This is a genomic window from Chitinophaga sp. W3I9 (assembly GCF_050434025.1).
Lineage (GTDB): Bacteria > Bacteroidota > Bacteroidia > Chitinophagales > Chitinophagaceae > Chitinophaga.
Window position 1 is genome coordinate 6,952,858 of record NZ_JBNPWC010000001.1, and the last position, 23,362, is coordinate 6,976,219.

The window sequence follows — 23,362 nt, forward strand, 5'->3', positions numbered from 1 at the left end:
ATGGAAAAAATACTGCTGATTGAAGATAATGTTGCCATCTGTGAAAACGTGGCGGAAATCCTTGAACTGGCCAATTACCAGGTGCTCACTGCCACCAATGGCAAAGAAGGCGTGGCCATGGCGCTCGAACACCTGCCCGACCTTATTGTATGCGATATCATGATGCCCGTGCTGGATGGCTATGGCGTTTTACACATGCTGCATAAAAACAAGGCCCTCCAGAAAACGCCTTTTATCTTCCTGACAGCCAAAGCAGAAAGAACAGATATACGGAAAGGAATGGAGCTGGGTGCAGATGATTATATTACCAAGCCCTTTGAAGGCACAGAGTTGCTCAGCGCGATAGAAAGCCGGCTGAAAAGATGCGCTGAGATCAAACAGGACACGGTTACCGGCTTGCACGGGCTCCAGGTACTGCTGTCGGCCAGTACCGGCAAAGATCAGCTCACCCTACTCAAAGAAAACCGCAATACCAATCACTATAAGAAGAAACAACGCATTTACGCTGCCGGCAACCGCCCGGATCATTTATATTACCTGCTCCAGGGAAAAGTAAAAACCTATAAACGTAACGATGAAGGAAAAGAACTGATCATAGGTTTATATAACGAAGGGGATTTTCTTGGATATAATGCCCTGCTCGAAGGCGGCAACTACCAGGAATATGCGGAAGCGATGGAAGACACACTGGTAGCAGTGATCCCGCAAAAAGATTTTGAACAGCTGATCAGCAGTAACCCGGAAGTGCTGGGGAAATTTATCCAGCTGTTATCAAAAGAAATGGCGGAAAAAGAACAACAACTGATCGGGTTGGCGTATAACTCGCTCCGTAAGAAAGTAGCGGAAGCATTGCTGATGCTCGACAAAAAATACAATACAGCCGGCAGTAAACATTTTACGATCGATATCAGCCGGGAAAACCTTGCCGCAGTAGCGGGAGTCGCAAAAGAATCATTGATACGCACGTTGGGCGATTTCAGGGATGAACAGCTGATTGCCCTGAAAGAGGGGCAGATCGCATTTTTATCTCTCAAAAAACTGGCGGCGCTGGTAAACTGATGCCTATACTTTTTCTGCCGCTATAAAAATGAGGAATGCCAACTTTAAACGCTCGTACTCCTGCATCATTCCCTCCATATCATTTTTCAGCACCGCATAAAGATGCGGCGAAGGCACGCCAGCCGGCTGCTTATTCAGCCAGTCGAGCTGCTCCCCTATTTCATGCCGTAACAGGATCAGCGACTCTTCCCGGTCCAGCATCGTGAGCTGAAATTCTTCTGCCTCCTCAATAAACGACCGCCGCGTAGTTTCTTTCAACGCAGCCGCCAGCCGGTTAATCAGCGAAGCATTATCTTCTCTTAAAGCTTTCAGGGTTCTGATCCAGTTGTTACATGCCTCCCGGTAGGCCGCAATATCTGTTTCAGTGCTAGGATCATACGGCATATTGATAGTTGCTAATTATAATAGGTTTGCTGCATGTGCAGATTTTTATCTGCACCCCATTTCTTTAATAGCTGACATAGATGTTGCTGGTGATGATTCATTTGCCGGATACCTGACATTAACTCCATAATATGACGGAGATATTGTTCGCCCGGTAAATAGTTTTCCTTTCTTGCCGCGTCTTCCAATACAGACAACATCGTTTTGCTTTGCAAAACAAATTCCTTCACTACCTTATAAAGTTTATTGATGTGTTCCTGTGCGGGCTCCCCTTCCGGTTCCCGTTTTTTAGACCTTCCGGCCGGCTGCAATTCCTGCTTCATATTACGCAGGATTACATTGTGGTAAATAGATACCTCCCGGTAGAAATGAATGATGAGATCACTGAAATCCAGGTAAAGCCCCGGTAAACTACCGGCTGATGCCTGTACCTGTGTATAAAATTCTTCCAGTTTCAGCATCACCTTTGCCGTTTCAGGCGCCGCTTTATCTGCGATACAGCGTTGTATTTCTTCTGCGTACCGGTCGTTGTTACCCGGCATACCCAGTTGCATATCCAGCAATGTTTTCACACCGGCATGACGTCCGTATTGTCTGAAAATATGATTCCCATATTTACGTAAATGCCTGATGGGAAAAAAAAGAAAACCTTCACAAAATTTCCGCTGACGGGATGTAGGAGTTAATCCGCTGAACATGATTTGCATTTTTTTAACAGTAGGTAAAAGTACCACCGCTGATAGAACGGTGATACCTTCTCAACAGCACATCTTCGCTTTTTGTTTACGCCAAGGAATCCAGGTGGATGTCCAAATGCTGCCGTAAAACTAAACCGGAATTCGTTGCTGAACAATGACGGGCATTACTCCTTCTGTTGACAGTCATCATTTTTTTAGATGACCGGGATCATTAGCGGACTGATGAGGCTGGTAATTTATACAGCGGAAAACGAGGAATTTCCTTACTACGCGGCCTTGCTGGGTAACAACAATAGGAGGCAGCGACCGCACGGAGCTAAAGAACGGCGCCAGTTCTTCTGTTACAAATTCCTGTTCATCCACATCATCATTTACGTCGGTCAGTGAATTGATAAACAGGGCATTTTTTCCTTTTAATGCGTTTATATTGGTTCCGATAAAATCGAACTGCAGTGCATTCTCACCAATAATATTACGGGAGTATACCATGCGCCCCAGGTAAAGATTGAGCATCGCACTGGTTTTATAATCATCGGCAGAAAAAATAAAATCATCGGGGTATTCTTTCGACAATGCCTTCACACCATCGCCCAGTCCTTTCCAGCCGATCATGGTATCATCTGAATGAATGGGTACAGGATAAAAAATGATTTCCACTGCCAGCGCCAGGTGTATCACCAATGAACAGATCCATTGCCAGCGTACATACTTAAAGGTGATCCAGGTGCTTATCCATATAGTGCCCGTTATATAAGCAGGCATCATCCAGTTTATCTTTACCCAGTAAATGGGAGAAATCACCAGGAAAATACCAAAAACAGGAATAAAAAAACATAAGAGGAAAAGCTGACGGGCAGAGATCCGCGTAATATGCCATCTGTATTTACGAACCAGTTTATACACATAATATAGCAATGCAAAAAATAATACCGGCAGCAGAATAGCCGCCTGGTGACCAATGACACCGAAAAAGTCCAGCGGACGGAACTCCACGCCCTCTACCCGGTCGGACGACTGGAACCGGAAAGACGCAAAGTCGTTATCCACATTCCAGATCACCACGGGCAAAATGGTGATGCAGAAAAACACGACACTGGCCAGGAACCAGGGGGACCACAAATACCGCCGGTGTTCTTTCGACAGTAATAAATAAAGCACCGCTCCCGCCGGCAGGAAAACAGCCGTGTATTTGCTGTCGAATGCCAGCCCCATGGCAATCCCTGCCCATATCCAATAGGCTTTACGCTGCTCAAATACCGCCCGGTACACCGCTATCAGCGATAAAGTCCAGAACAATAGCAACGGCACATCGGGTGTGGATACCAGTGATAAGATAGTGACCATCAGCGTAGCGCTCAGCAGCAACAAGCTATTCCAGGCACGCTCCAGTGGCAGGAAGCACCTCGATAAACTGTAAAAGGCCAGCAGCGTACCAATGGTAACCAGGGTATCTGCCAGCTTGATCACAAATACATGCCGGCCAAATAAGTCTGTAAAAGCACGCAGGATCCAGGCAATAGCCGGAGGGTGATCGAAATATGACAGGGCGAAGTGTTGTCCGTAGAAATAATAATAGGCGTCCTGGGGCATGGCACCCATAACACCTATAAACGAAAATCTTAGCAGCACAATCATTCCGATGGCGATAGCCATCCATTTATGCGCTGTGATATAAGCAATGAAACGATTACTCCCCGGTAGATCCTGCATATGATAGGCTGACAGTTGTAATTATAACAGATGATGTGGTCAGATGCCCTCCTTCCACAATCTCTGTGCCGCTTGGTAATTTCATACCTGCTGCTTAACTATAATTAACATTACTGTACCCCTTCGTTCAGCTTCAATAAGGGATTATTCCGCCTTCAGACTATTTACAGGATTAGCCCTTGCTGCCCGTAGCGACTGCAGTCCCACGGTAGCAAAAGCAATGAGTAATGCGCCGGCTGCTGCTATCGCAAACAGGTACCAGCTGATGCCTGTCCGGTAGGCAAAATCCCTCAGCCAGCGTTCCAGTAGATACCAGGCTACAGGTGTGGCAATCAATACAGAAAAGATCACCAGTTTGAGGAAATCTTTTGACAACAACGCTACAATCCCACCTACACTGGCTCCCAATACTTTCCGGATGCCTATTTCCCGGGTACGTTGCTCCGTCATGTATACCGTCAGCGCCAGCAAGCCCATTACAGAAATGAAAACGGAGATGAAGGTGAACACATGAATGATATATTGTACCCGCGTGTAGCTGCTGAATACCTGTTGAAAATTATCATCCAGGAATGAATAGCGCAGCGGAAATCCCGGCTCTATCGTTTCCCATAGGGCACTGATACCTGCCAGCGTTTTATCCAGGTTGGCCGTATTCACCTTCACCAGGAGCGCTCCTCCCGACTGATAAGTGCAATGTGCATTGGAAATACTGTACAGGGTGGGACGTACATAACTATCAAAACCCTGCACCTGGAAATCTTTCACTACCCCCACTATCTGGTAGGGCACACTGTCGCAGGAGGCATAGCGGATCTGTGTACCCACAGGATCAACCACGCCAAGCGATTTGGCCGCCGATTCGTTGATGATGGCCGTGTTGTCCTGGTCCTCCGGGTGTGCATCCGAAAACATCCTGCCAGCCAGGACTGCAATACCGAGCGTGGCAAAAAAATCGGTACTTACCCGCACGGAAGAGAGTGCCCTGCTGCTGCCTGCATAATTGAAAGTGCTGAAAGAAGTATCTATATCGCCGCCGGGAACCGCCGTGGTTTTGGATACCAGTTGCACCCCGGGAATACGTAGCAGCTTTGCTCTTGTTTGCTCAAAATTCTTTTCACGGGTTGGCTGCATCGCTTCTATCTGTACTACCTGCTCAGGATTAAAACCAATATCCCGGTGTTTCATAAAATTCATCTGGTGCGCCATCACCAACACACTCACCATAAAAAATACAGATACGGCAAACTGCACCACGATCAGCGAATGGCTGAAACGCTTGCCGGTATTGCCCATGCTGAAATTACCCTTCATCACATGTACTACGCTCCTGCGCGCAAATACCAGCGCCGGGTACAAGCCCGAAATAAGTATAATAGCCAACAAAGCAGCACCGCCCTGGAGGATCATTTTATAGGAATACAGCTGACCGGAGAAAGACAACGACAACCCAAACGTTTGGTTAAACAAAGGCAGCATGATAATACACAGGCACATGGCCAGTAACAGGCTGATACCGCATTGAATGGTTACTTCCATCATAAACTGTCCAAGTATCTGGGAGCGGCTGGAACCCATCACTTTTCGTACTCCCACTTCCCGTGAGCGTTTCAACGTTTTTACCAGCGACAGGTTGCTGGAATTCAGCGCGCCGCTCAGCAATAGTAAACCTGCCAGCAGGAACAGAATCATGGTTGTTTTAAAAGGGCTGCTTCCCAAACGTGGGAAATTATGAATATCCGGTACGGCTTCCGTAAACAGCGAAGGCGCATGTCCCGCTTTAATATAGGCTGCGTAAGATTCATTACCTGTTTTCAGGCGATGCTCATAAAAAATACGGTTCACTTTATCTTCCAATATTCCCGGTGTTAATGGCTCTCTTAAACGGATATACGAAATATAGGAAATATTACCCCAGCCACTATTAGCAGCCATATATGGGTCTCTCAAAATAATGGAAGCGTTTATATGCGAAGGCGTGGCCGGTTCCGCAATAACCCCGGATACAGTGAAAGCCATCCGGTTATACACCTTTATCACTTTCCCCATGGGATCTTCTTTACCAAACAATTTTTCGCTGACCGCTTTTGTAATCAATGCAGAAGCAGGTGCATTGAAAGCCGTAGCTGCATTTCCTGCCAGTAGCTGCAAAGGAAATACCTGCAAAAATCCGCTGTCAGCCATCACCACGTTTTGCTGATATATTTTGCGATCATCTACACTGATCAGTATTTCATGTTTACCCGAGGGTATTATACGGGTGTATGCCTCCACTTCCTTCATATGTTCCTGCAGCAAAGGCGCCAGGGGAGCCGGCACAGGATTGTTGGCGAAATTACTTTCCGTTTGCCGTGACACACGGTATACCTGTTTCAGGGAAGGATCCCAGCGATCATAACTGAGTTCATAGTTAAGATATAGTAAGATAATGAGAAAACTTGCCAGGCTTATTGCCAAACCACCGATGTTAACAAATGAGGTGAATTTGCTTTTCATCAGGCTTCTGAAAGCGATCTTACAATAGTTGCGGAACATTGCGGTGAGATTTGAAACATACTTATAAAAAAGGTGCCGGAATCCGGCACCTTTGGTTATCAGTTCCTTATAATTAAGCACTCGATAGACAATGTTCACTTTCGTATGGAATATGTTCATTTTCGAACGCCGGCAAATACGCTATGGCTGCATCGTCCATTGTTTTTCCCACTGGAAGAAATCAGGCGCGGTGGCCGGCTTCCCTTCTAACTGCGCAGTGAGATAAGTAATATACATTTTCCAGCGGGGGAGATAAAAATTCCGCATCAAACCACCCCATTCCTTGTTGGCATAATCATGCAGATCTGTTTCCGGGTTGTCCGGCCCCCAATAAGTAATCTGTGTTTTGGCATTCTTTACCAGCAGGGCTTTTTCAGCGGGTGTTTGTCCCATACTCTGCGCTGCGGTTATCCAGGTATCCAGCCTGAAATGACGGCTGCCACTCAGCAACAGGTCTTGCTGCTTTATGAGCGCGAAGAAAGCGTTGGATGTTTGTTTAAATGCTGCCAGGTCTTTTTTCCGGTAGGCAGCCACCATACCGGCAAATACCTCTTCGCCCTGGTTGGCGGTTACCTGGCGCTGGAAATCAATGGCGTCAATTTCATAGGTAGCGTTATCCTTCATTTTGGGCGCTGCCTTCATGAACTCCGCTACCGCTTCGGTAAATTGCCGGGTATCATAGTTCCGCTTGCGCGTTCCCCAGGATGACACGGGTTTATCTTCCAGTGTGGGCCTTGCACAGAATACCGACTCATTGGGGCCTTCCTGGTATTGCGGAAAGCTGCTGTAAGCGGTAGCAATCAATCCCTGCCACGCAGCCTGCAACTGCGCATTATCGCTGCCATAACGGTAACGTACATATGATTTTATCCATTCCTTTATGTCTGTTTTCTCCGAATGCCAGGCCAGTTCGAGCATTAGGTCGTAGATCACCGGGTTGTTGTGGATTCCTTCCGGCATAATACCTATGCCTTTGAACTTGGCAGCATACGGACTGTGCGCCGCGCGCCATGTTTCATCTGCAAAGCGCTGCAGCTTACCATAGAGCCCGGACTTTTCCCCAAAGTTGGTGACACTGCACCAGATAAAGGGCGTGCCTTCATATCCTTTGCGGGTTTCCCAGTTGGCCGTATTTTCTCCAAAAAGTTCCTGCACCAGCACTTTCGATTTATCAAGTCCCGCCAGCAGTGCGCCCGAGGGATTGGCCTGCCATCCCTGCAACACCCAGGTGCTACCCGGGAAATGCTGTAACATGGTTTGCTGAATAGTACGGGCGGCGGCGGTTACATCTACCCCTTTACTGATCCCTCCTTCATGAAAGGGATCACCGGCAAAGAAGCGGATATAGCTGCCGTAGAGCTTTTTCATCTCTTCATAATAAATACCGGCTATTTTGGTAAAGGCACTATCTCCGGGCACCAGGAAATCCGGGCGTTGGAAGTCACCCGCCCATTTGCCTTGTTCCACTACCCTGATCTTCATTTTCTCCTTCAGGCTTACAGGGATCATTCCATAAAAGCCCTGCATCACAGGGGCAATACCGAGTCCCTGCATATGGGCAAGCACCTGCTTTTCCAATGTTGTTTGCTGATCGATCATTTGCTGGGTAACCGGCCCGCCCCATCCTTCGAGGTTGCCCATGAGCCACCACGCAGTGAATCCAGGACCTGCCACAAACTTACGGGCCTCGTCGCTGCTGTATCCTAGCCGCTCCAGCGTATGCTGCCACACCGCTTCCGTACCCATGGTAGCGAGCATTACGTTTACGCCATTAAGCGCCATCCAGTCCAGTTCATGTTCCCAGTCCTTCCAGCTGTAGAAGCTCATCGTATAGCTGATGGTGCAATAATTGAGCGCATAACGGTAATCGTAGGAGGTATTGATGTGTACTTTGTCCTTTATGGAGGGCAGCGGGGATACCGGCGCCAGGTTATCGCCCATGTGCGACATGGAACGGTGACAATAATACTTCAGGTACCAGTTGAGGCCTGCTGCAGCGGCGCTGGGGCTGGAAGCCATGATCCTTACTTCTTTGCCGGGGGTGGTGATTTCAAATACATCTTTGCCGTTTTCTGCGGGGATACTTTTCAATACCAGCTTATCAGCCAGCCACGGTACTCGGCGTTGTGCCAGTTGTTTCACAGCGGGATAATCCTGCGCAAAAACAGACGCAGACAAGCATAGCAGCAGTGCTGCCAGCAGTTTCTTATTTTTCATTGGTTCACTGTTAGATCAATCAATCTTTAAAGATGGTAAAAAATTATGAATTCCAGATCCTTAATTCATAATTCGTAAATTTAACAGACCTCTTTCACCAAAACAACCCTGCATGGCTGGACAGATCAATTTACCGGAGCATATCAAAGGTTTAGATGAAGCAGCCGTTACCGCTTCAAGACAACAATATGGCAGTAATAATCCTCCGGAACCTGTTACCAGTCCGTTGAAAGCCGTATTAAAAGAAATCATGGAAGAACCCATGCTGGTATTGCTGATAGCAGTAACGGCTATCTACTTTGTGATGGGTGAACTTGGCGAAGCCTATTTTATGCTGGCGGCCATTGCGCTGGTATCAGGCATTTCATTTTACCAGGATAGTCGCAGCCGCAAAGCGCTGGAGGCGCTGGAGAAAATGAATGAGCCCCTCAGCAAGGTTATCCGCAACGGAGAATTGAAAAGTTTACCCACCAGCGAAATTGTAAAGGGAGATATGATGCTGGTATCTGAAGGTAATACGATCAATGCCGATGGTATGATTGTGCACAGCAATGACTTTTCCGTCAACGAATCCGTGCTCACCGGCGAGGCTTACGCCGTATTCAAGCAAAGCGACAGTGAAGATAACAAAGTGTACAGCGGCACGGTAGTGGCATCCGGACTGGCCATCTGTGAAGTACAGGAAGTAGGCGCGCAAACAAAAATCGGCCAGCTGGGGGAAGCCATCCTTAATATCAAAGAAGAAACAACACCACTGCAATTACAAATCCGGCAGTTTGTAAAATGGATGGCCGTGGCCGGCGCCATCGTTTTCCTGGCGGTATGGTTGTTTAATTATATCCGCAGTGGCAGTCTTACCGACAGCTTGCTGAAAGGATTAACCCTGGCTATGTCGGTTTTACCGGAAGAAATACCGGTAGCATTCACCACCTTTATGGCACTGGGTTCCAGGCGACTCATGCAGATGGGAATCATTGTAAAAAAGATCCGTACGGTAGAAGCGCTGGGCAGTGCTACCGTTATCTGCACCGATAAAACAGGTACCATTACTGAAAACAAAATGAGTTTGCAGGCGGTATATAACGGCGCCGACTATACGCTATATGAAAAAGGCCATTTTCCGTCAGTGCTGATCAGCACGGCGATGTGGGCCAGTGAGCCCGTACCTTTTGACCCGATGGAGAAAACACTGCACCGGCTATACGAAGAAATGACGCCGCTGGATGAGCGTACCAATTACACCATGGTACATGAATACCCACTGGAAGGCAAGCCGCCTATGATGACGCATATTTTTGAGAATGCTGCCGGCAAACGCCTCGTGGCAGCAAAAGGAGCGCCGGAAGCAATATTGCAGGTTTCCCATCTCCCGGAAAAAGAAAAACAAATGATCCTCGACCAGGTAAATATATTGGCGGCAAAAGGCTACCGGGTATTGGGAGTAGCCACTTCTGATTTTACCGGCAACAATTACCCCGCCACTCAACAGGAGCTGCCGTTTGTTTTTACCGGTTTGCTGGCTTTTTACGATCCTCCCAAAAGCAATATCAGTGAGGTGTTCCGCCAGTTTTACCAGGCCGGTATTAAGGTGAAGATTATTACCGGTGATAACGCCGTTACCACCCGCGCCATTGCAAGGCAAGCCGGCCTGCAGCAGTCAGATGAAGCCGTGAACGGTGATACCCTGATGCAGATGAATGAAAAAAAGATGCAGCAAACATTGCAGTCCGTCAACATTTTCACCCGCATGTTCCCGGAAGCAAAACTGGCGGCTATCAATGCCTTAAAGACAGATAATGAAGTGGTGGCCATGACCGGCGACGGCGTAAACGACGGCCCTGCGCTGAAGGCCGCTCACATCGGTATTGCCATGGGCAAAAAGGGAACAGAAATTGCCAAACAGGCAGCAGCGCTCATCCTGGTAAATGACGACCTCAGCAACATGGTGGATGCTATCGCAATGGGACGGAGAATTTATACCAATATAAAAAAGGCGGTGCAGTATATCATCTCTATTCATATTCCTATCATACTCACGGTATCGCTCCCGCTGTTCCTCGGCTGGATTTATCCCAATATATTTACACCTGTGCATGTCATCTTCCTGGAAGTAATTATGGGCCCCACCTGTTCTATTGTGTATGAAAATGAACCGATAGAGGAAAACGCGATGTTGCAACCACCCCGGCCCATTACCCAAACTTTTCTCTCTTTCCGGGAAATGAATATCAGCATCCTGCAGGGCCTGATCATTACCGCAGGCGTGTTATCAGCCTACCAGTGGAGCGTGGCGCAGGATGCGGGAGAACTGCTCACCCGCAGCATGGTGTTTACCACACTGGTGCTCGCAAATATTTTTCTTACCTTAGTTAACCGTTCGTTCTATTATTCTTTTATACACAGCATGCGCAACCGGAACAAACTGATGGTTGCCGTAATTGGTATCACCCTGCTGCTGCTGGCAGCAATGCTATATATTCCGCCGGTGGCAAGGTTCTTCAGTATTACCGGTCTTTCACTGTATGAACTGCTGCTGTGCACCGCTATCAGCGCAGCATCGGTACTATGGTTTGAAATATGGAAACTGGGGAAGAGAAAATTTCAGCGCAATTTAAACTGATGATATGATGAAGGTATTCACAACAAGGATTATTCCGGAAGAAGGATTATCACTCCTGCAACGTGCAGGCTTTACCGTTACACAGTGGTCGGAAGAAAAGGAGATGACAGCTGCGCAAAGAGTGCAGTATTGCAAAAACAGTGACGCCTTGCTTTTCGCTGGTGGCGAAAAACTGGACCGGGCATTTTTAGAACAATGCCGGCACCTGAAAGTGATCAGTCTTTTATCCGTAGGGTACGACAACGTAGATCTGAAAGCCGCTACAGAGCTAGGCTTACAGATCACCAACACACCCGGCGTATTAAGTAATGCCACCGCCGACACCGCTTTTTTACTGATGCTCTCCGTGGCTCGTAAAGCGTTTTATCAGCATAAAAGAATTTTAAAAGGCGAATGGGGATTTTCTACTCCTACCGCCAATCTCGGTACCGACATAGAAGGGAAAACACTGGGCATATGGGGCCTGGGCAATATAGGCACGGTAATGGCCAAACGCTGCAAGGCTGCTTTTGGCATGAAAATAATTTACTGTAACCGGCACCGCAATGAAGCCGCCGAAAAAGAACTGGATGCCACCTTTGTAACTTTTGATGAGCTGTTGCAACAAAGCGATGTTATCAGCATACATACCTCTCTTACACCGGAAACAAAAGAAAAATTTAACCGGGAAGCCTTCCGCAAAATGAAGTCCACTGCCATTTTCATTAATGCGGCGCGTGGAGGCATCCACAATGAAACAGACCTCATTGCCGCTTTACGCGAAGGAGAAATATGGGGCGCCGGACTGGATGTTACCAATCCCGAACCCATGCAACCGGATAATCCACTGCTGGAAATGCCTACCGTAGCAGTACTGCCGCACATCGGCTCCGCCACACTGGAAACCCGGAACGCCATGTCCAGGATCGCTGCACAGAATGTAATTGCTGCGTTAACCGGCCAGCCGGTGCCGAACCCGGTGAATCATATTTATGACCTGTAAACAAATACCGCGGTTGATTGTTGGGCTGGTACAATTCAGTAACTTTAGTTAAAGCACAGCAGCATGAAAAAGGTCGCTATCATTGGCGGATTACGTATCCCTTTCGTAAGATCCTTTAAAGAGTATAACCATATCAGCAACCAGGAAATGTTGACCACGGTACTGAGTGCATTGGTGGACAAATATCAGCTTTCCGGGAAACGGCTTGGAGAAGTGGCGCTGGGCGCATTACTGAACCGCTCCACAGATTGGAACTTCGCCAGGGAATGTGTACTGGGCACTTCCCTGGACCCGCATACGCCCGCCTATGGCGTACTAAGAGCCTGTGGCACCAGCCTGGATACCACTATACAGCTGGGACTCCGTATTGGCTGCGGACAAATAGATACCGCCATCAGCGGCGGCAGCGATACCAACAGTGATATCCCATTGCTGTTTCAACAACAGCTCGCATGGAAGCTGGCTGACCTGCGCGCTGCCAAAACCTTTTCCCAACGGTTAAAAATACTCGCCTCCATCCGCTTCAAGGACCTGAAACCATTATACCCTTCCATCGTAGAACCCAGAACGGGATTATCGATGGGCCAACATACTGAAAAGATGGTGAAAGAATGGGGAATTACACGGGAAGAACAGGACGCGTTGGCCTACCAAAGCCATATGAATGCCGCAAAGGCGTATGAGGAAGGCTTCTTCAATGACCTCATTATTCCTTACAAAGGCGTGAAGAGAGACACTATTGTACGGGCAGATACCACGCCGGAGAAACTGGCTGCACTGAAGCCGGCTTTCGACTTCAGCGGCAAAGGTTCCTTAACAGCGGGTAACAGCACTTTATACACCGATGGCGCGGCTGCTTTATTGATGGCCTCCGAAGAGTTTGCCCAGCAGCAGAACTGGCCGGTACTGGCGCACCTCGTGGATGCAGAAACTGCCGCCGTGGATTATGTGAACGGTGAAGGCCTGCTAATGGCGCCCACCTATGCTGTGGCACGCATGCTGAAACGCAATCACCTGAAGCTCCAGGATTTTGATGTTTATGAAATCCATGAAGCCTTCAGCGGGCAGGTACTTTGCACGCTGAAGGCATGGGAAGATGCCGCCTATTGCAAAAAACTCGGATGGGATACGCCGCTCGGAAGCATCGATCGAAACAAATTAAATACCAAAGGCGGCAGCGTAGCTATTGGCCATCCCTTTGCAGCCACCGGCGCCCGCATAGTTGCCCAAACCGCTAAGATATTGCAACAACGGGGCAGTGGCCGGGCATTGATTTCTATCTGCACCGCCGGCGGCATGGGCGTAACGGCTATCCTGGAAAGATAAGCATCAATTCCTCCTTACTTTTTTAACGATGCCAGGTAGGTAACCAGGTCCACCAGTTCCTGCTGCGGCATGGCCGTAGCAAGGCCGGTAGGCATCAGGGAGTGTTCATATGCTTTCCGCGATACGATGCTGCTCTTCTGCAGTTTTACACCCTGGCCACCCGCCGTACGCACATCCACTTCGTCTTTTGTTTCCCCTGCAACATAGCCCAACACCTGTGAGCCATCTTTCAGTTTAAAGAAATAGCCTTCAAAGCCAAAGCTGATGCCGGCATCCGGTTCAATGATGGCGTCGTAGATAGCGCTTTGGGTAAGCTTGCTGCCAATTTCTGTTAAAGCAGGACCAAAGTTCACACCGGAGTTTCCATCCAGGTGACAGGTAGCACAATAATTATTAAATACTTTTTTTCCTCCGGAGATGTTGCCCGGCAAGGCTACCAGCTTATCTACAGGCGGCAGCACGTGGTGTACCGCTGCAGGCTCATAATAGGCTACAGCTTTGGCCTTGATGTCTTGCCGCCATGCGTTGGTGAGTACTGCCCTGGCCACCGTATCCAGGTCGGCAGGAAGTGATTTGCCTTCTACCATATTCCACAGATCTGCAAATCCGTCCCATCCATGACCGAGGTTGCGGGTCGCCTGCTGCCGTAACGTTAAAGAATATACGTTGTTGCGCATCAGTGAAGCAAGCAATGCGCGGTTGGTGCGATCCTGCGCTTTGCCAATGGCGTTTATCAATATAACGCCGGATACTGAATCCTTTTTTGAAATGGCTTTGATTACCAGCGGCTGGCCGCCGCATTGCAGGAGGGTTTTCATGGCGTATCCCTGAATGTCGTCGCGTTTTGACTCCAGCACCATCTGCAAAAGCGCTTCATTCTGATCACGGACATGATACTTTAACACGAGGTCGATGAACTCCATATGTCCTTTAAATGCACTCAGGCTGTTGCGGAGCAGGACTTCAATATCCCGTGTTTTGGGCACTGCTTTCGCATCCAGTTGTATAAATGCCAGTGCATTGATATAGGCTTGTTGCGGGTGCTGGCCTTTCAGTAATCCCAGCAGCACCGGCGTGCTTTCTGCGGCGGGATAGAAATCGAATGCGCGGAAATAACGTTTGTTTTGCAGGGGATCTGTACCCGGTTCCAGGATCAGCGCCGCTAACAACGGTAGTGCTGCCGGTGTTCTGGCGCGCCAGATAATATCGTGGTCTGCTGCGGGATTTTTTGTATTCGGTGGCAATTTCCGCCACTCGTTGAAGCAGGCGTCCCAGTTGCCATCTGCCGCGATGCCCAGTGCTTCCAGGTACCACCGGTCTTTCCCGTTGTATTGTGCAGCGAGCAGTGCCCAGTTGGCCGGCATGTCTTTTTCGCGGCTATGATGCATGGCCAGCAATAACTGGCGGCGCACAGCGGCAGAAGTATCTGCCACCAGCAGATTGCCATAGGATACACCGGTTTCTTTGGCAGCGCGGATGGCGGTAATGCGGATATCTTCATCTTTATCTTTCAGCGCTGTTTGCACATACCCGTTGCCGTTAGGCAGCCTGCTGAGCAGCCACAGGGCGCGGGCGCGGTAGCGGGAGTTATCACTGGCATACAGTTGCTGCAACTCCTTTTCTGCGGCTGCACCCATGCCGGACAGTTTCGTCCAGGCAAGATAACGGGTACTGAGATTAGGATTCTTCAATGCAGTAATGGCATCGGCCGCGGTGTTGAGCACCGGTGGCTTTACTTTATACTGGCTACCGGGCGGGGCTATACGAAATACCCGTCCCCTGTTCAGGTCGCCTACCTGGTGACCACCAACACCGGGATCATACCAATCGGCTACAAACAGGGAACCATCCGGTGCCACACATACATCTGATGGCCGGAACCACTGATCGGAACCGCTTTCCAGGATATTTTCAATGGTGGCCGTATAGCCGGCACCGTATTTTTTTACAGGATAGGATCTTACCACATTATGGCCGGGCTCTCCGTGGATCATCTGGTTACGGAAAGGAGCGGGCAACAGGTCGCCTTCATAGATCACCATACCGGTAGGTGAACCTGAACCGGTTTGCAGCAGGTTAGGCACTACACCCGGATCATTGAGATGCCAGTGCCGGTAAGGAATAGAATCTTCCATATTCATACGGCGGGATGACCAGCCAGCGCCGGTCATCTCATCCGTATAACCATAGTTGCCGTATTCAAGAATATAATTGATGCGAACACCCCTGTTACCATCGTCGTCGTTATCACTCTGCCACATGTTACCAAAAGCATCCACCGCCACTTCGTAGTTGTTGCGGAAATTATGTGCCATTACTTCCAGGTTGCTGCCATCTTCATTACAGCGGAAAATCATTCCCTGCCGGTAAGGCTTTCCCTTGTTGGCGATAAGGTTACCCTCTGCATCACGGATAACGTTTCCATTTTTATCAAGTATGCTGTCGCCGGCATTACCGAAATTAAAATACAGTTTTCCATCAGGACCAAAAGTAAATGAATGGATGGCATGATCATGCTGTATGCCGCCAATACCGCGGAAAAGCAATTCCTTCTTATCCGCTTTATCATCTCCGTTGGTATCTGTAAAAATAAAAACGTTCGGGCTGCAAGACACAATCACTTTATTTCCCAGCACGCAAATACCTAATGCTGCATTAATGCAGGTATCCTGGTAAAACACTTTGGCAGTGTCTGCCTTACCATCGCCGTTAAGATCTTCCAGGATCATAATACGGTCACCGGCAGCCTTGTAGGGATGACCGGGATTTAATTCATTGCGGTAATTATAGGCCTCGGTGATCCATACCCGCCCCTTTTCATCAATATCCATGTTGGTGGGATTCATGATGTTGGGTTCACTGGCAAACAGGGTTGTTTCCAGGCCGGAAAGTGTTTTCAGCCCGTGTACGGCATTTTCAGGCAAGCGTTGCTGCGCTTCCGTTAGTACAGGCGGGATAGCCGCAGGTTTATTGGATTGGCATGCGCTGATAGCAACGGATACCATAAATAACAATCGGTGAATGTATTTCATATACGTGGAAATAATTAAATGTCAATATAACACGTATTAAAAGTAATAAAATAATTCACATTTTTTCATAAAAAAACCCGTCCCGGGAAACCGGGACGGGTGGTCCATTGTCATCCATTTCACCGAATAAATAATTCGTTGCAGGTATAGTGCAGATACCATGCCGGAAATGAATAAACAGATGAGGATTAAAAACTTAGTGCAGTATTTTTTCCAGTTCTTTTTCCAATGCTTCCCCCCTCAGATTAGTAGCAATAATGCGCCCCTGCGGATCGAGCAGGAAATTCTGCGGAATGGAATGAATCATATACAATTTCGCGATATCACTTTTCCACCATTTCAGATCGCTCACATGATGCCATACAAGACCATCCTTTTCAATAGCAGCAGTCCATTTTGCTTCATCACCAGTTCTGTCGAGTGAAACGCCCAGGATATCAAAGTTCTTATCTTTAAATTTATTGTATGCTTTTACCACGTTAGGATTTTCAGCGCGGCAGGGGCCACACCAGCTCGCCCAGAAATCAAGCAATACATATTTACCTCTCAGGTCAGATAACTTCAGCGTTTTACCATCAGGAGTAGCAGCAGAAAAATCAGGAGCTACCTGGTTCTTTCCCAGTAATGCAGAAGCTTTCAGCAGTTCGGCTGCTTTTTGCCCGAGGCTTGACTGCCGCAATGCCGCTGGAAATTTATTAAACAGTTGCTGCGTACCTTCCACGTCTTCCACGCGGCCACCCATGTTTTCATAAAGGGTCGCCAGGCTCACATAATAATCGGTGTGTGCGAGCATAAACTTTTCCTGCAATGCATCTTTCTCTGTTGCCAGTTTTCTGAAAGCCATGCTCAGCGCATAATAACCGGTAGTATCTCTCTCGGCCTGCGTCATCATTTTCTGACCGATAGCGCGAAGGGAATCCATACCTTTTGTAACAGGCGCCAGCGCCGCCTCCATTTCCTGCTGTTGTTTGGTAATGGCGGAACCTTTGATCACTGCACCGGACAATGCGTTGGTCTCACCAAGCGTTTTGAGTGTGAAGGTCATCTTGTCGTTCGGCGTAATGTACAGGGCCTGGTTGCCACGCAGTGGTTTATCTGCCGCTTTGGTCGCTACGCTTAGCATCGCCGCTAAAGTATCGGTTACTTCATACTGCAGTTTGAAAGCGCCTTTTTCTATCAGGGCAGAATCCAGCTTTTTGTAGCCGTTACCGGATACATTGAAGAGGTAGATGTACTCCTTGTCAAAAGCCGCGGGTATTTTACCGGTAATGACAGACTTCTTTTGTGCAAATGCACCTGAAACGGCTACTGTTGCCAGGCAGCCGAGAATCATTTTTTTCATACGATGAATGATTGGTTGGTTTTGCCCGAAAGTATAAAAATGCGGCAGCCCCTTCAAATGCTTAATGACAGGCGGTCGATGAACCATGTTTACCGGCGTGACTCAGGGAATGAGTACCAGCCTGCTGCCGCCGGGTACTTCCCGCGTCCAGGCAGCGGATATTTCACTGAGAGGCATCTCTATAGTATTAATCTGCAGTTTCCCTTCGGCGGCATTCTTCATAATTTCGGGAAGCATTTTAAAGATGGCTTCTATAGATACGCTGCCAATACCACTTCCCAGGATCTCCAGCCGCGAACTGCGCAATGCGCCGGAAGGGAGCGAAATAGGATCTCCTGCCATAGCACCCACCTGTATGAGGCGTGTACGCGGTGTTTCCTTCGCCATACTTTTAGTCATTAGTGCCGTGATAAGCGCCATTACCGGCTCGCCCCACAGGTAATCCAATACCACATCATAAGGCTGGGTGGCAAAAGCTTTTACCAGGTTTTCGGGAGATTGATCCAACGCGATGCACTCATCTGCTCCAAGCCCGCGCAATTTTTCCAGTACGGCTTTATTGCGACCGGCGGCAATTACTTTGCCTGCCCCAAGCAATTTTGCCACCTGTACTGCCAGTTGACCGGATGTGCCGGTAGCGCCTAGCACCAACACCGTTTCCCCTTGTTGCAACTGGGCCCGGTAGGTTAATGCCATCCACGACGACATAGCGGGATTAAAAATAGCGGCGGCAGTGGCATCAGTAAGGTTGTCCGGCACCGGGATATGCCAGCCGGGAGTGGTAATGCTTAATTCTGCGAAAGTGCCATAAGGCTTACGTACGGCGCCGAAATATACCCGGGAGCCGTCTGCCAGCAGCCCTATACCATCCACACCAGGAATAAAGGGCTGATCGCCACCCGCAGAATAATGCTTTCCCGCTGCAATAGACTTTACTACATGATGTATGGCCGCGGCCTTTACCTGTATGATTTGTTCTTTATCTCCGGCGGCAGGATCGGCGAAATATCCATATTGAGGAGCCTGACCGGGTGTTACAATTGCTGCATTCATCTTCTTTGCGTTTTTATGTTACAAAGGTGCACGACGAAAAAACAGGATCACTTTACATTTGTTAAGAAATTACCGCTGGAGTTTATTCCTGATCCGGCTAAGGGATACAGGGGTAATGCCAAGATAGGAAGCTATGTATTGCAGGGGAACCCTTTGCAGGATGTGCGGTTGCTCACGTATCAGCGCCTCATAGCGCTCCTGTGGCGTGTCACGGATCTGGGATATGAACATTTTAGCGTAACGCAGCAAACGCTGGAAAGTAATTTCTTCCATCTTCGACCTGAAACCCGGCATACTATCAATTACCAGGTCCATGTTTTCTTTCGAGATCTTATAGAGCCGGGCGGCAGTAATAGTTTCTATTGTACACATACTTGGCTGGCCGGTACGAAAACTTTCAATAGAAGACACCCCTTCTCCCTCAAAGAAAAACTGGAAGGTGGTATCTTTCCCTTTATTGTTAAACCACACGCGCACCGCTCCTTCTATGATGAAATAAGCATACCGGGATATTTTGCCTTCCTCCAGCAAAACAGACTTAGCAGGTACGCGGATATCTTCATAGAGGTGCTGGTACCGCGACCAATCAATGTATTCAGATCCATTCATAAGTGTTGCAGCTGAAAATATCCGAGATAAATGGGATCTGCTGCCACACCATTTGCCGGGCTGATCTCCAGTGTATACCTTTCTTTGAGATGCGCCGGTAAAATATCCTTTACGGTATGCACATCATCCACATCTACGCCATACTTATCATCCACATGTGAAGTGGCTTCTCCAAATGAAGTATGCTTGTAAAAGGCCGTTTGTTTGGATGCCCGTATTGATGCACCGATGTCTTTTTGCACGCTGAGGATCTTGTAATGAAATTCTTCCATTTCATCAGGCTTGTAACCGCCCAGGTTCAGGAAAAATAATTGCATCTCCTGGCGCAGAGGCTCCTTTTTCTCCACTACCCTGATCCGGTGGTTATCCACCATATTCACTTCCCGGTACCCATCAATGTGAAGTTTATCTTTGGCCTCCGGCCAGAAGGCCTTCATATCAGGAATCAGGTCACGCAGGTGATGACCGATTCCAAAAAAAACATCGTGTTGTTCGGTATGACGCCCTTCCAGCGAACATCCCAACACCACCATGAACAATTTTAACTCTGCCATTTTTTTACAGTTTGCAGTAAGAAAGGTACAGCATTTTTAGTTCCTGTTCATGGCTTCCCGGAGCTGTTTTTCTTTGTCTGCGCTCCAGTATTTGCAATCAAGGCTCATAAAAACGGAAGAATAGGCCAGTGTGCTGTTTGTTTTCAGCACCACCACTTTAAACAGTCCCGCTGTTTTATCCATCTTAGAAAAAACGGAATCATGCAGTAAGGTTTGTACGGACTGTCCTTTAAAAATCTGTTGCAGCGTATCGCGGTAAGCAGCGGCGCCCGGTACATATAACAACTCTTTATCCATGTAAAGGGTTGGCTGAACATGAGTACTGCGATCCAGCCCTTGAACCGTATAACGTGCCACTTCCGGCATCGCTGCACCGGTATTGATATACACCATTCCGGGCGACGACTGCAGCGGGAACGCCTCATCGGCAATAATAATCCAGTTACGGTGCCCCAGCAGCGGCAACAAGCTATCCAGCTGCAGTTGCCACGATGGCTTTGCCACAGCAGCTACTGGTCCGTTTTCCATCTTACAGGAAAACAGCAATATAACTGCTATGGCCAAACGAAAATATGATTTCATAAATTATACGATAGTAAGATGAAAATGCTGGCCCGCCTTCAACAGCAGTGGTGCGGACAGTTGAATAGTTACAGCGCCGTTTTCTTCTTTGAAAGTGGCGGGTATTTTCTTATCTCCCAGCAATACCTGCTTCGCGCCGGTATGCTGCAAGCACAGTGTATTTATTTGCAGTTGACCATACTTCAACTGCAGTGTATGCCTGCTCCCTTGTTGTGTATAAGTTCCCCAGCCTTCGGCGGTGACAAAAGGCGCTTTGAAATGCTCCTTGTTCATAGCAGGTGCAAAGGCGATAAAACCTTTAGGACCATGATAGCGGAATCCGCTGGCAGTAATAAAAGTACCATAGCTGGCCATCGCCCGCGCATAGTGATCACTGCATTCAATTTCGTTAAACGGATTACGCTTTGCTGCATGGTACCGGTCGTGTACGGCGCGGGTAAGTGTAAGCGCTTCATCTGTCATCCCTTCCGCCATCATATGCGCCGCTACCTGGTGTTCAAAGCCGCTCATGCATTCATTAAAGTAACCGAGCTGCCAGGCATTCTTTACGCCGAATGGAAATTCTTCATTGCGGGGATTCGTATTCAGGATCATACCTCCTTCGCCTGCGAGGGCATAGGGCCGGCCTCCGGGATGAGCGGCGATATAAGGTCCCACGTCTGCCTTAAAATTATATTTATACAGCGCCTTTAAAGCCGACAATGTTTTTTCACGGTCAATTACCCGGTCCATGCCTACCTGGAAAGCCCAGCTCTGGCCATATACCTGGTCGATATGACAGGTATTGTAAGAGCCGATCACCGACCTACCCTTTACCTTATCCGGCTGATGAATAAAATATTCGCCGTTGAATAACTGCGTTTCCATGTTCCGTTTCCCTTTCTCCGTATAGTCGTTGCAGATAGCAGCGAAGGTGGTGTCATTTACTTCTGCGGCCATGAGTGCGGCGGCTTTAACAGCGGCGATACACAGGCCTACTATCCAGGCAATTTCCCCGTCCCAAACGGCATCCAGTGTATTCTCCATCGGTGTGTCTTCCATGCCGTCGTTATTACGGTCCTGGCGGATCAGGAACAGGGTGGCCTTCTTTATATTCGGCCAGTTTTGTTTCAGGAAAGAATGATCCCTGCTCATCTGGTGCTCGCGGTAAATACGCAATATGGTGCCTGCTTGTCCGTCGATAGCCGGGCGCTTTTCTGCTTCTCCACGGAACAGGATGCCGCCATCAGGCATCTGGCCGATGCCGAGGTCTACCCGTTGCCGCGTGTCGCGCTCCAGCGCCGGGAAGATACGTCCAACAGCCTGCGCATACTGCCATACGTGCGTGCAGGTACCTTCGCAGGCGCCAACGCCTTCCCAGGCATAAAAACGTCCAGAACGGAAACGGTGTGCCGTGGTGGTTGCCAATGTTGATATGTTGAGAAAAGTACGTTCCATAAACCACCATGGCAGTGATGCATCGTACCAGGTATCTTTCCACAAGCGGCTTTCACCGGCCAGGCGCGCATAATTTCCCTGCACGTATTTCATTACTGCCGATGCATCGGTAAATTTATTGGCATAATAACGTCCCTCACCCTGGATATCTTTAAAATGCAGATTGGCCGCATACCAGGAGATCGCAAAATCAGTACGTATACTCTTGCCCGGTAGTATGGTATGCCTGGTAGCAACGGTACCGGTCAGCTTCTCCCCAACTCCTTTTACTGCCTGCTTTGCAGACATCAGGGAAAAATGTGCGGCCGTTAATTCACCAGGGGGCATCGCCGGGTTTACCATTACTTTACTACCTGCTGCAGCAATACAAAAATTTCCATAGTCGTACTGTTTTTGAAAATCCTCCTCATTGCCGCTTTTAGTACGTACTGTTTCATAAATGCCCTGCCAGTTCTTTCCTTTCACAGTAGTATTTACGCGTTCATGGGCATCCCCGACAGAATAAATAGCCGTCTTATTTTCCAGCCATCCGAGAACGGTTGCAGTAACAGGTACGGTATCTTTGTTCTCTATTTTATAAGATAGAATGGTTACAGGCAACCCGGAATCATCTTCATTCAAAGGAATAAAAGGTGAAAATGCTTCCAGCGTTACAACAACCGGCAGCGCGGGATCTGTATAACGGATAGTGGCCATCGGGTAAGTGGCTTCAAAACTGATTTCAGGCCAGCTTTCTTCATCGAACCGGCGGATAATGGTTTGTTTGCCCCAGGTAAGCTGCAACGCAAATCCCTGGTCGAGCGGCCGGATATTTTTCGATGGCTCAATATAGCAGGCGCCATCCCTGGAGCGTACTTTTTTGCCACCATCCAACACATTGGCGCTATAGTTAACCACTTTGGGTTCTATTCCTTCCTGGTTTTTATTAAAAATGTCCCAGAGCCACAGGCGGCCATCACCGCCGAGGTACACCGTGCCACACATAATACCTCCCACCGGCATACCGATGTATTGCAGTTCATTTTTGCTTTTAAGATAAGTGGTAGCGTTGCCACGTTCATACAGGGAAGCGATCCAGGCGGCATCCGGTTGCCGGGTGAACAATAAGCGGCCACTTTCTGCCATAGCGCTGCCTAACACCGGCAGGCGCACCGTTAATGCGCCAGCCATTGTTAAACCAATATTTCTTAGAAATTTCCTGCGTTCAATACCCATAAAAAAG

At 48.5% G+C, this 23,362-nt stretch carries 16 protein-coding genes; 4 read left to right on the forward strand and 12 right to left on the reverse strand.

The features are described from left to right. Entirely contained in the window at positions 1-1,059 is a 1,059-nt protein-coding gene (locus tag QFZ51_RS28060) for a response regulator (RefSeq protein WP_429050723.1), read from the forward strand. Positions 1,060-1,062: 3 nt separating this feature from the next. Here QFZ51_RS28060 and QFZ51_RS28065 read toward each other — a convergent pair whose 3' ends face one another. The 5 genes from QFZ51_RS28065 to QFZ51_RS28085 form a co-directional block, all read right to left on the reverse strand. After that, positions 1,063-1,443, reverse strand: a complete 381-nt coding sequence (locus QFZ51_RS28065; RefSeq protein WP_429050724.1) for a hypothetical protein — start codon at positions 1,441-1,443, stop codon at positions 1,063-1,065. An 11-nt stretch (positions 1,444-1,454) separates the two neighbouring features. Then, positions 1,455-2,141, reverse strand: coding sequence for a hypothetical protein (locus QFZ51_RS28070; protein ID WP_429050725.1), 687 nt, complete (start codon positions 2,139-2,141; stop codon positions 1,455-1,457). A gap of 186 nt (positions 2,142-2,327) precedes the next feature. Next, positions 2,328-3,851: an ArnT family glycosyltransferase gene (locus tag QFZ51_RS28075; RefSeq protein WP_429050726.1), complete on the reverse strand. Its 1,524-nt coding sequence runs from the start codon at positions 3,849-3,851 to the stop codon at positions 2,328-2,330. Between the two features lie 144 nt (positions 3,852-3,995). After that, a complete protein-coding gene (locus QFZ51_RS28080) occupies positions 3,996-6,386 on the reverse strand; it encodes an ABC transporter permease (protein ID WP_429050727.1) in 2,391 nt (796 codons plus the stop codon). A 141-nt stretch (positions 6,387-6,527) separates the two neighbouring features. Beyond that, a complete protein-coding gene (locus QFZ51_RS28085; RefSeq protein WP_429050728.1) occupies positions 6,528-8,603 on the reverse strand; it encodes an alpha-N-acetylglucosaminidase in 2,076 nt (691 codons plus the stop codon). Positions 8,604-8,715: 112 nt separating this feature from the next. On the opposite strand from QFZ51_RS28085, the gene QFZ51_RS28090 reads away from it, so the two are divergent. The 3 genes from QFZ51_RS28090 to QFZ51_RS28100 all read left to right on the forward strand — a co-directional run bounded on the left by QFZ51_RS28090 (position 8,716) and on the right by QFZ51_RS28100 (position 13,531). Next, positions 8,716-11,223, forward strand: a complete 2,508-nt coding sequence (locus QFZ51_RS28090; protein WP_429050729.1) for a cation-translocating P-type ATPase — start codon at positions 8,716-8,718, stop codon at positions 11,221-11,223. A 4-nt stretch (positions 11,224-11,227) separates the two neighbouring features. Beyond that, complete coding sequence (locus QFZ51_RS28095) at positions 11,228-12,205, forward strand: 2-hydroxyacid dehydrogenase (RefSeq protein WP_429050730.1); 978 nt, start codon at positions 11,228-11,230, stop codon at positions 12,203-12,205. A gap of 63 nt (positions 12,206-12,268) precedes the next feature. Then, the gene (locus tag QFZ51_RS28100) at positions 12,269-13,531 is read left to right on the forward strand and encodes an acetyl-CoA C-acetyltransferase (protein WP_429050731.1); all 1,263 of its coding nucleotides are present in this window, start codon (positions 12,269-12,271) and stop codon (positions 13,529-13,531) included. Between the two features lie 14 nt (positions 13,532-13,545). On the opposite strand, the gene QFZ51_RS28105 is transcribed toward QFZ51_RS28100, so the two are convergent. The 7 genes from QFZ51_RS28105 to QFZ51_RS28135 all read right to left on the reverse strand — a co-directional run bounded on the left by QFZ51_RS28105 (position 13,546) and on the right by QFZ51_RS28135 (position 23,355). Continuing rightward, complete coding sequence (locus QFZ51_RS28105; RefSeq protein WP_429050732.1) at positions 13,546-16,563, reverse strand: PVC-type heme-binding CxxCH protein; 3,018 nt, start codon at positions 16,561-16,563, stop codon at positions 13,546-13,548. 196 nt (positions 16,564-16,759) lie between these two features. Then, positions 16,760-17,905, reverse strand: coding sequence for a redoxin domain-containing protein (locus QFZ51_RS28110; protein ID WP_429050733.1), 1,146 nt, complete (start codon positions 17,903-17,905; stop codon positions 16,760-16,762). A 102-nt stretch (positions 17,906-18,007) separates the two neighbouring features. Then, positions 18,008-18,958, reverse strand: coding sequence for a quinone oxidoreductase family protein (locus tag QFZ51_RS28115; RefSeq protein WP_429050734.1), 951 nt, complete (start codon positions 18,956-18,958; stop codon positions 18,008-18,010). Between the two features lie 69 nt (positions 18,959-19,027). Continuing rightward, positions 19,028-19,567 carry a Crp/Fnr family transcriptional regulator gene (locus QFZ51_RS28120; RefSeq protein ID WP_429050735.1) on the reverse strand — a complete coding sequence of 180 codons (540 nt, stop codon included), beginning with the start codon at positions 19,565-19,567 and terminating at the stop codon, positions 19,028-19,030. After that, entirely contained in the window at positions 19,564-20,121 is a 558-nt protein-coding gene (locus QFZ51_RS28125) for a DUF1543 domain-containing protein (protein ID WP_429050736.1), read from the reverse strand. The genes QFZ51_RS28120 and QFZ51_RS28125 overlap by 4 nt, the downstream gene beginning before the upstream one ends. 36 nt (positions 20,122-20,157) lie before the next feature. Continuing rightward, positions 20,158-20,703, reverse strand: coding sequence for a hypothetical protein (locus QFZ51_RS28130; RefSeq protein WP_429050737.1), 546 nt, complete (start codon positions 20,701-20,703; stop codon positions 20,158-20,160). Between the two features lie 3 nt (positions 20,704-20,706). Beyond that, complete coding sequence (locus tag QFZ51_RS28135) at positions 20,707-23,355, reverse strand: GH116 family glycosyl-hydrolase (RefSeq protein WP_429050738.1); 2,649 nt, start codon at positions 23,353-23,355, stop codon at positions 20,707-20,709. Positions 23,356-23,362: the final 7 nt, after the last annotated feature.

Bases quoted from the DNA above. Each gene is read 5' to 3' on its own strand.
- QFZ51_RS28080 (WP_429050727.1), bottom strand. From the start codon at position 6,386: ATGTTCCGCAACTATTGTAAGATCGCTTTCAGAAGCCTGATGAAAAGC.
- QFZ51_RS28105 (WP_429050732.1), bottom strand. From the start codon at position 16,563: ATGAAATACATTCACCGATTGTTATTTATGGTATCCGTTGCTATCAGC.
- QFZ51_RS28075 (WP_429050726.1), bottom strand. From the start codon at position 3,851: ATGCAGGATCTACCGGGGAGTAATCGTTTCATTGCTTATATCACAGCG.
- QFZ51_RS28085 (WP_429050728.1), bottom strand. From the start codon at position 8,603: ATGAAAAATAAGAAACTGCTGGCAGCACTGCTGCTATGCTTGTCTGCG.
- QFZ51_RS28115 (WP_429050734.1), bottom strand. From the start codon at position 18,958: ATGAATGCAGCAATTGTAACACCCGGTCAGGCTCCTCAATATGGATAT.
- QFZ51_RS28110 (WP_429050733.1), bottom strand. From the start codon at position 17,905: ATGAAAAAAATGATTCTCGGCTGCCTGGCAACAGTAGCCGTTTCAGGT.
- QFZ51_RS28135 (WP_429050738.1), bottom strand. From the start codon at position 23,355: ATGGGTATTGAACGCAGGAAATTTCTAAGAAATATTGGTTTAACAATG.
- QFZ51_RS28095 (WP_429050730.1), top strand. From the start codon at position 11,228: ATGATGAAGGTATTCACAACAAGGATTATTCCGGAAGAAGGATTATCA.
- QFZ51_RS28090 (WP_429050729.1), top strand. From the start codon at position 8,716: ATGGCTGGACAGATCAATTTACCGGAGCATATCAAAGGTTTAGATGAA.
- QFZ51_RS28070 (WP_429050725.1), bottom strand. From the start codon at position 2,141: ATGTTCAGCGGATTAACTCCTACATCCCGTCAGCGGAAATTTTGTGAA.
- QFZ51_RS28130 (WP_429050737.1), bottom strand. From the start codon at position 20,703: ATGAAATCATATTTTCGTTTGGCCATAGCAGTTATATTGCTGTTTTCC.
- QFZ51_RS28125 (WP_429050736.1), bottom strand. From the start codon at position 20,121: ATGGCAGAGTTAAAATTGTTCATGGTGGTGTTGGGATGTTCGCTGGAA.
- QFZ51_RS28100 (WP_429050731.1), top strand. From the start codon at position 12,269: ATGAAAAAGGTCGCTATCATTGGCGGATTACGTATCCCTTTCGTAAGA.
- QFZ51_RS28060 (WP_429050723.1), top strand. From the start codon at position 1: ATGGAAAAAATACTGCTGATTGAAGATAATGTTGCCATCTGTGAAAAC.
- QFZ51_RS28120 (WP_429050735.1), bottom strand. From the start codon at position 19,567: ATGAATGGATCTGAATACATTGATTGGTCGCGGTACCAGCACCTCTAT.
- QFZ51_RS28065 (WP_429050724.1), bottom strand. From the start codon at position 1,443: ATGCCGTATGATCCTAGCACTGAAACAGATATTGCGGCCTACCGGGAG.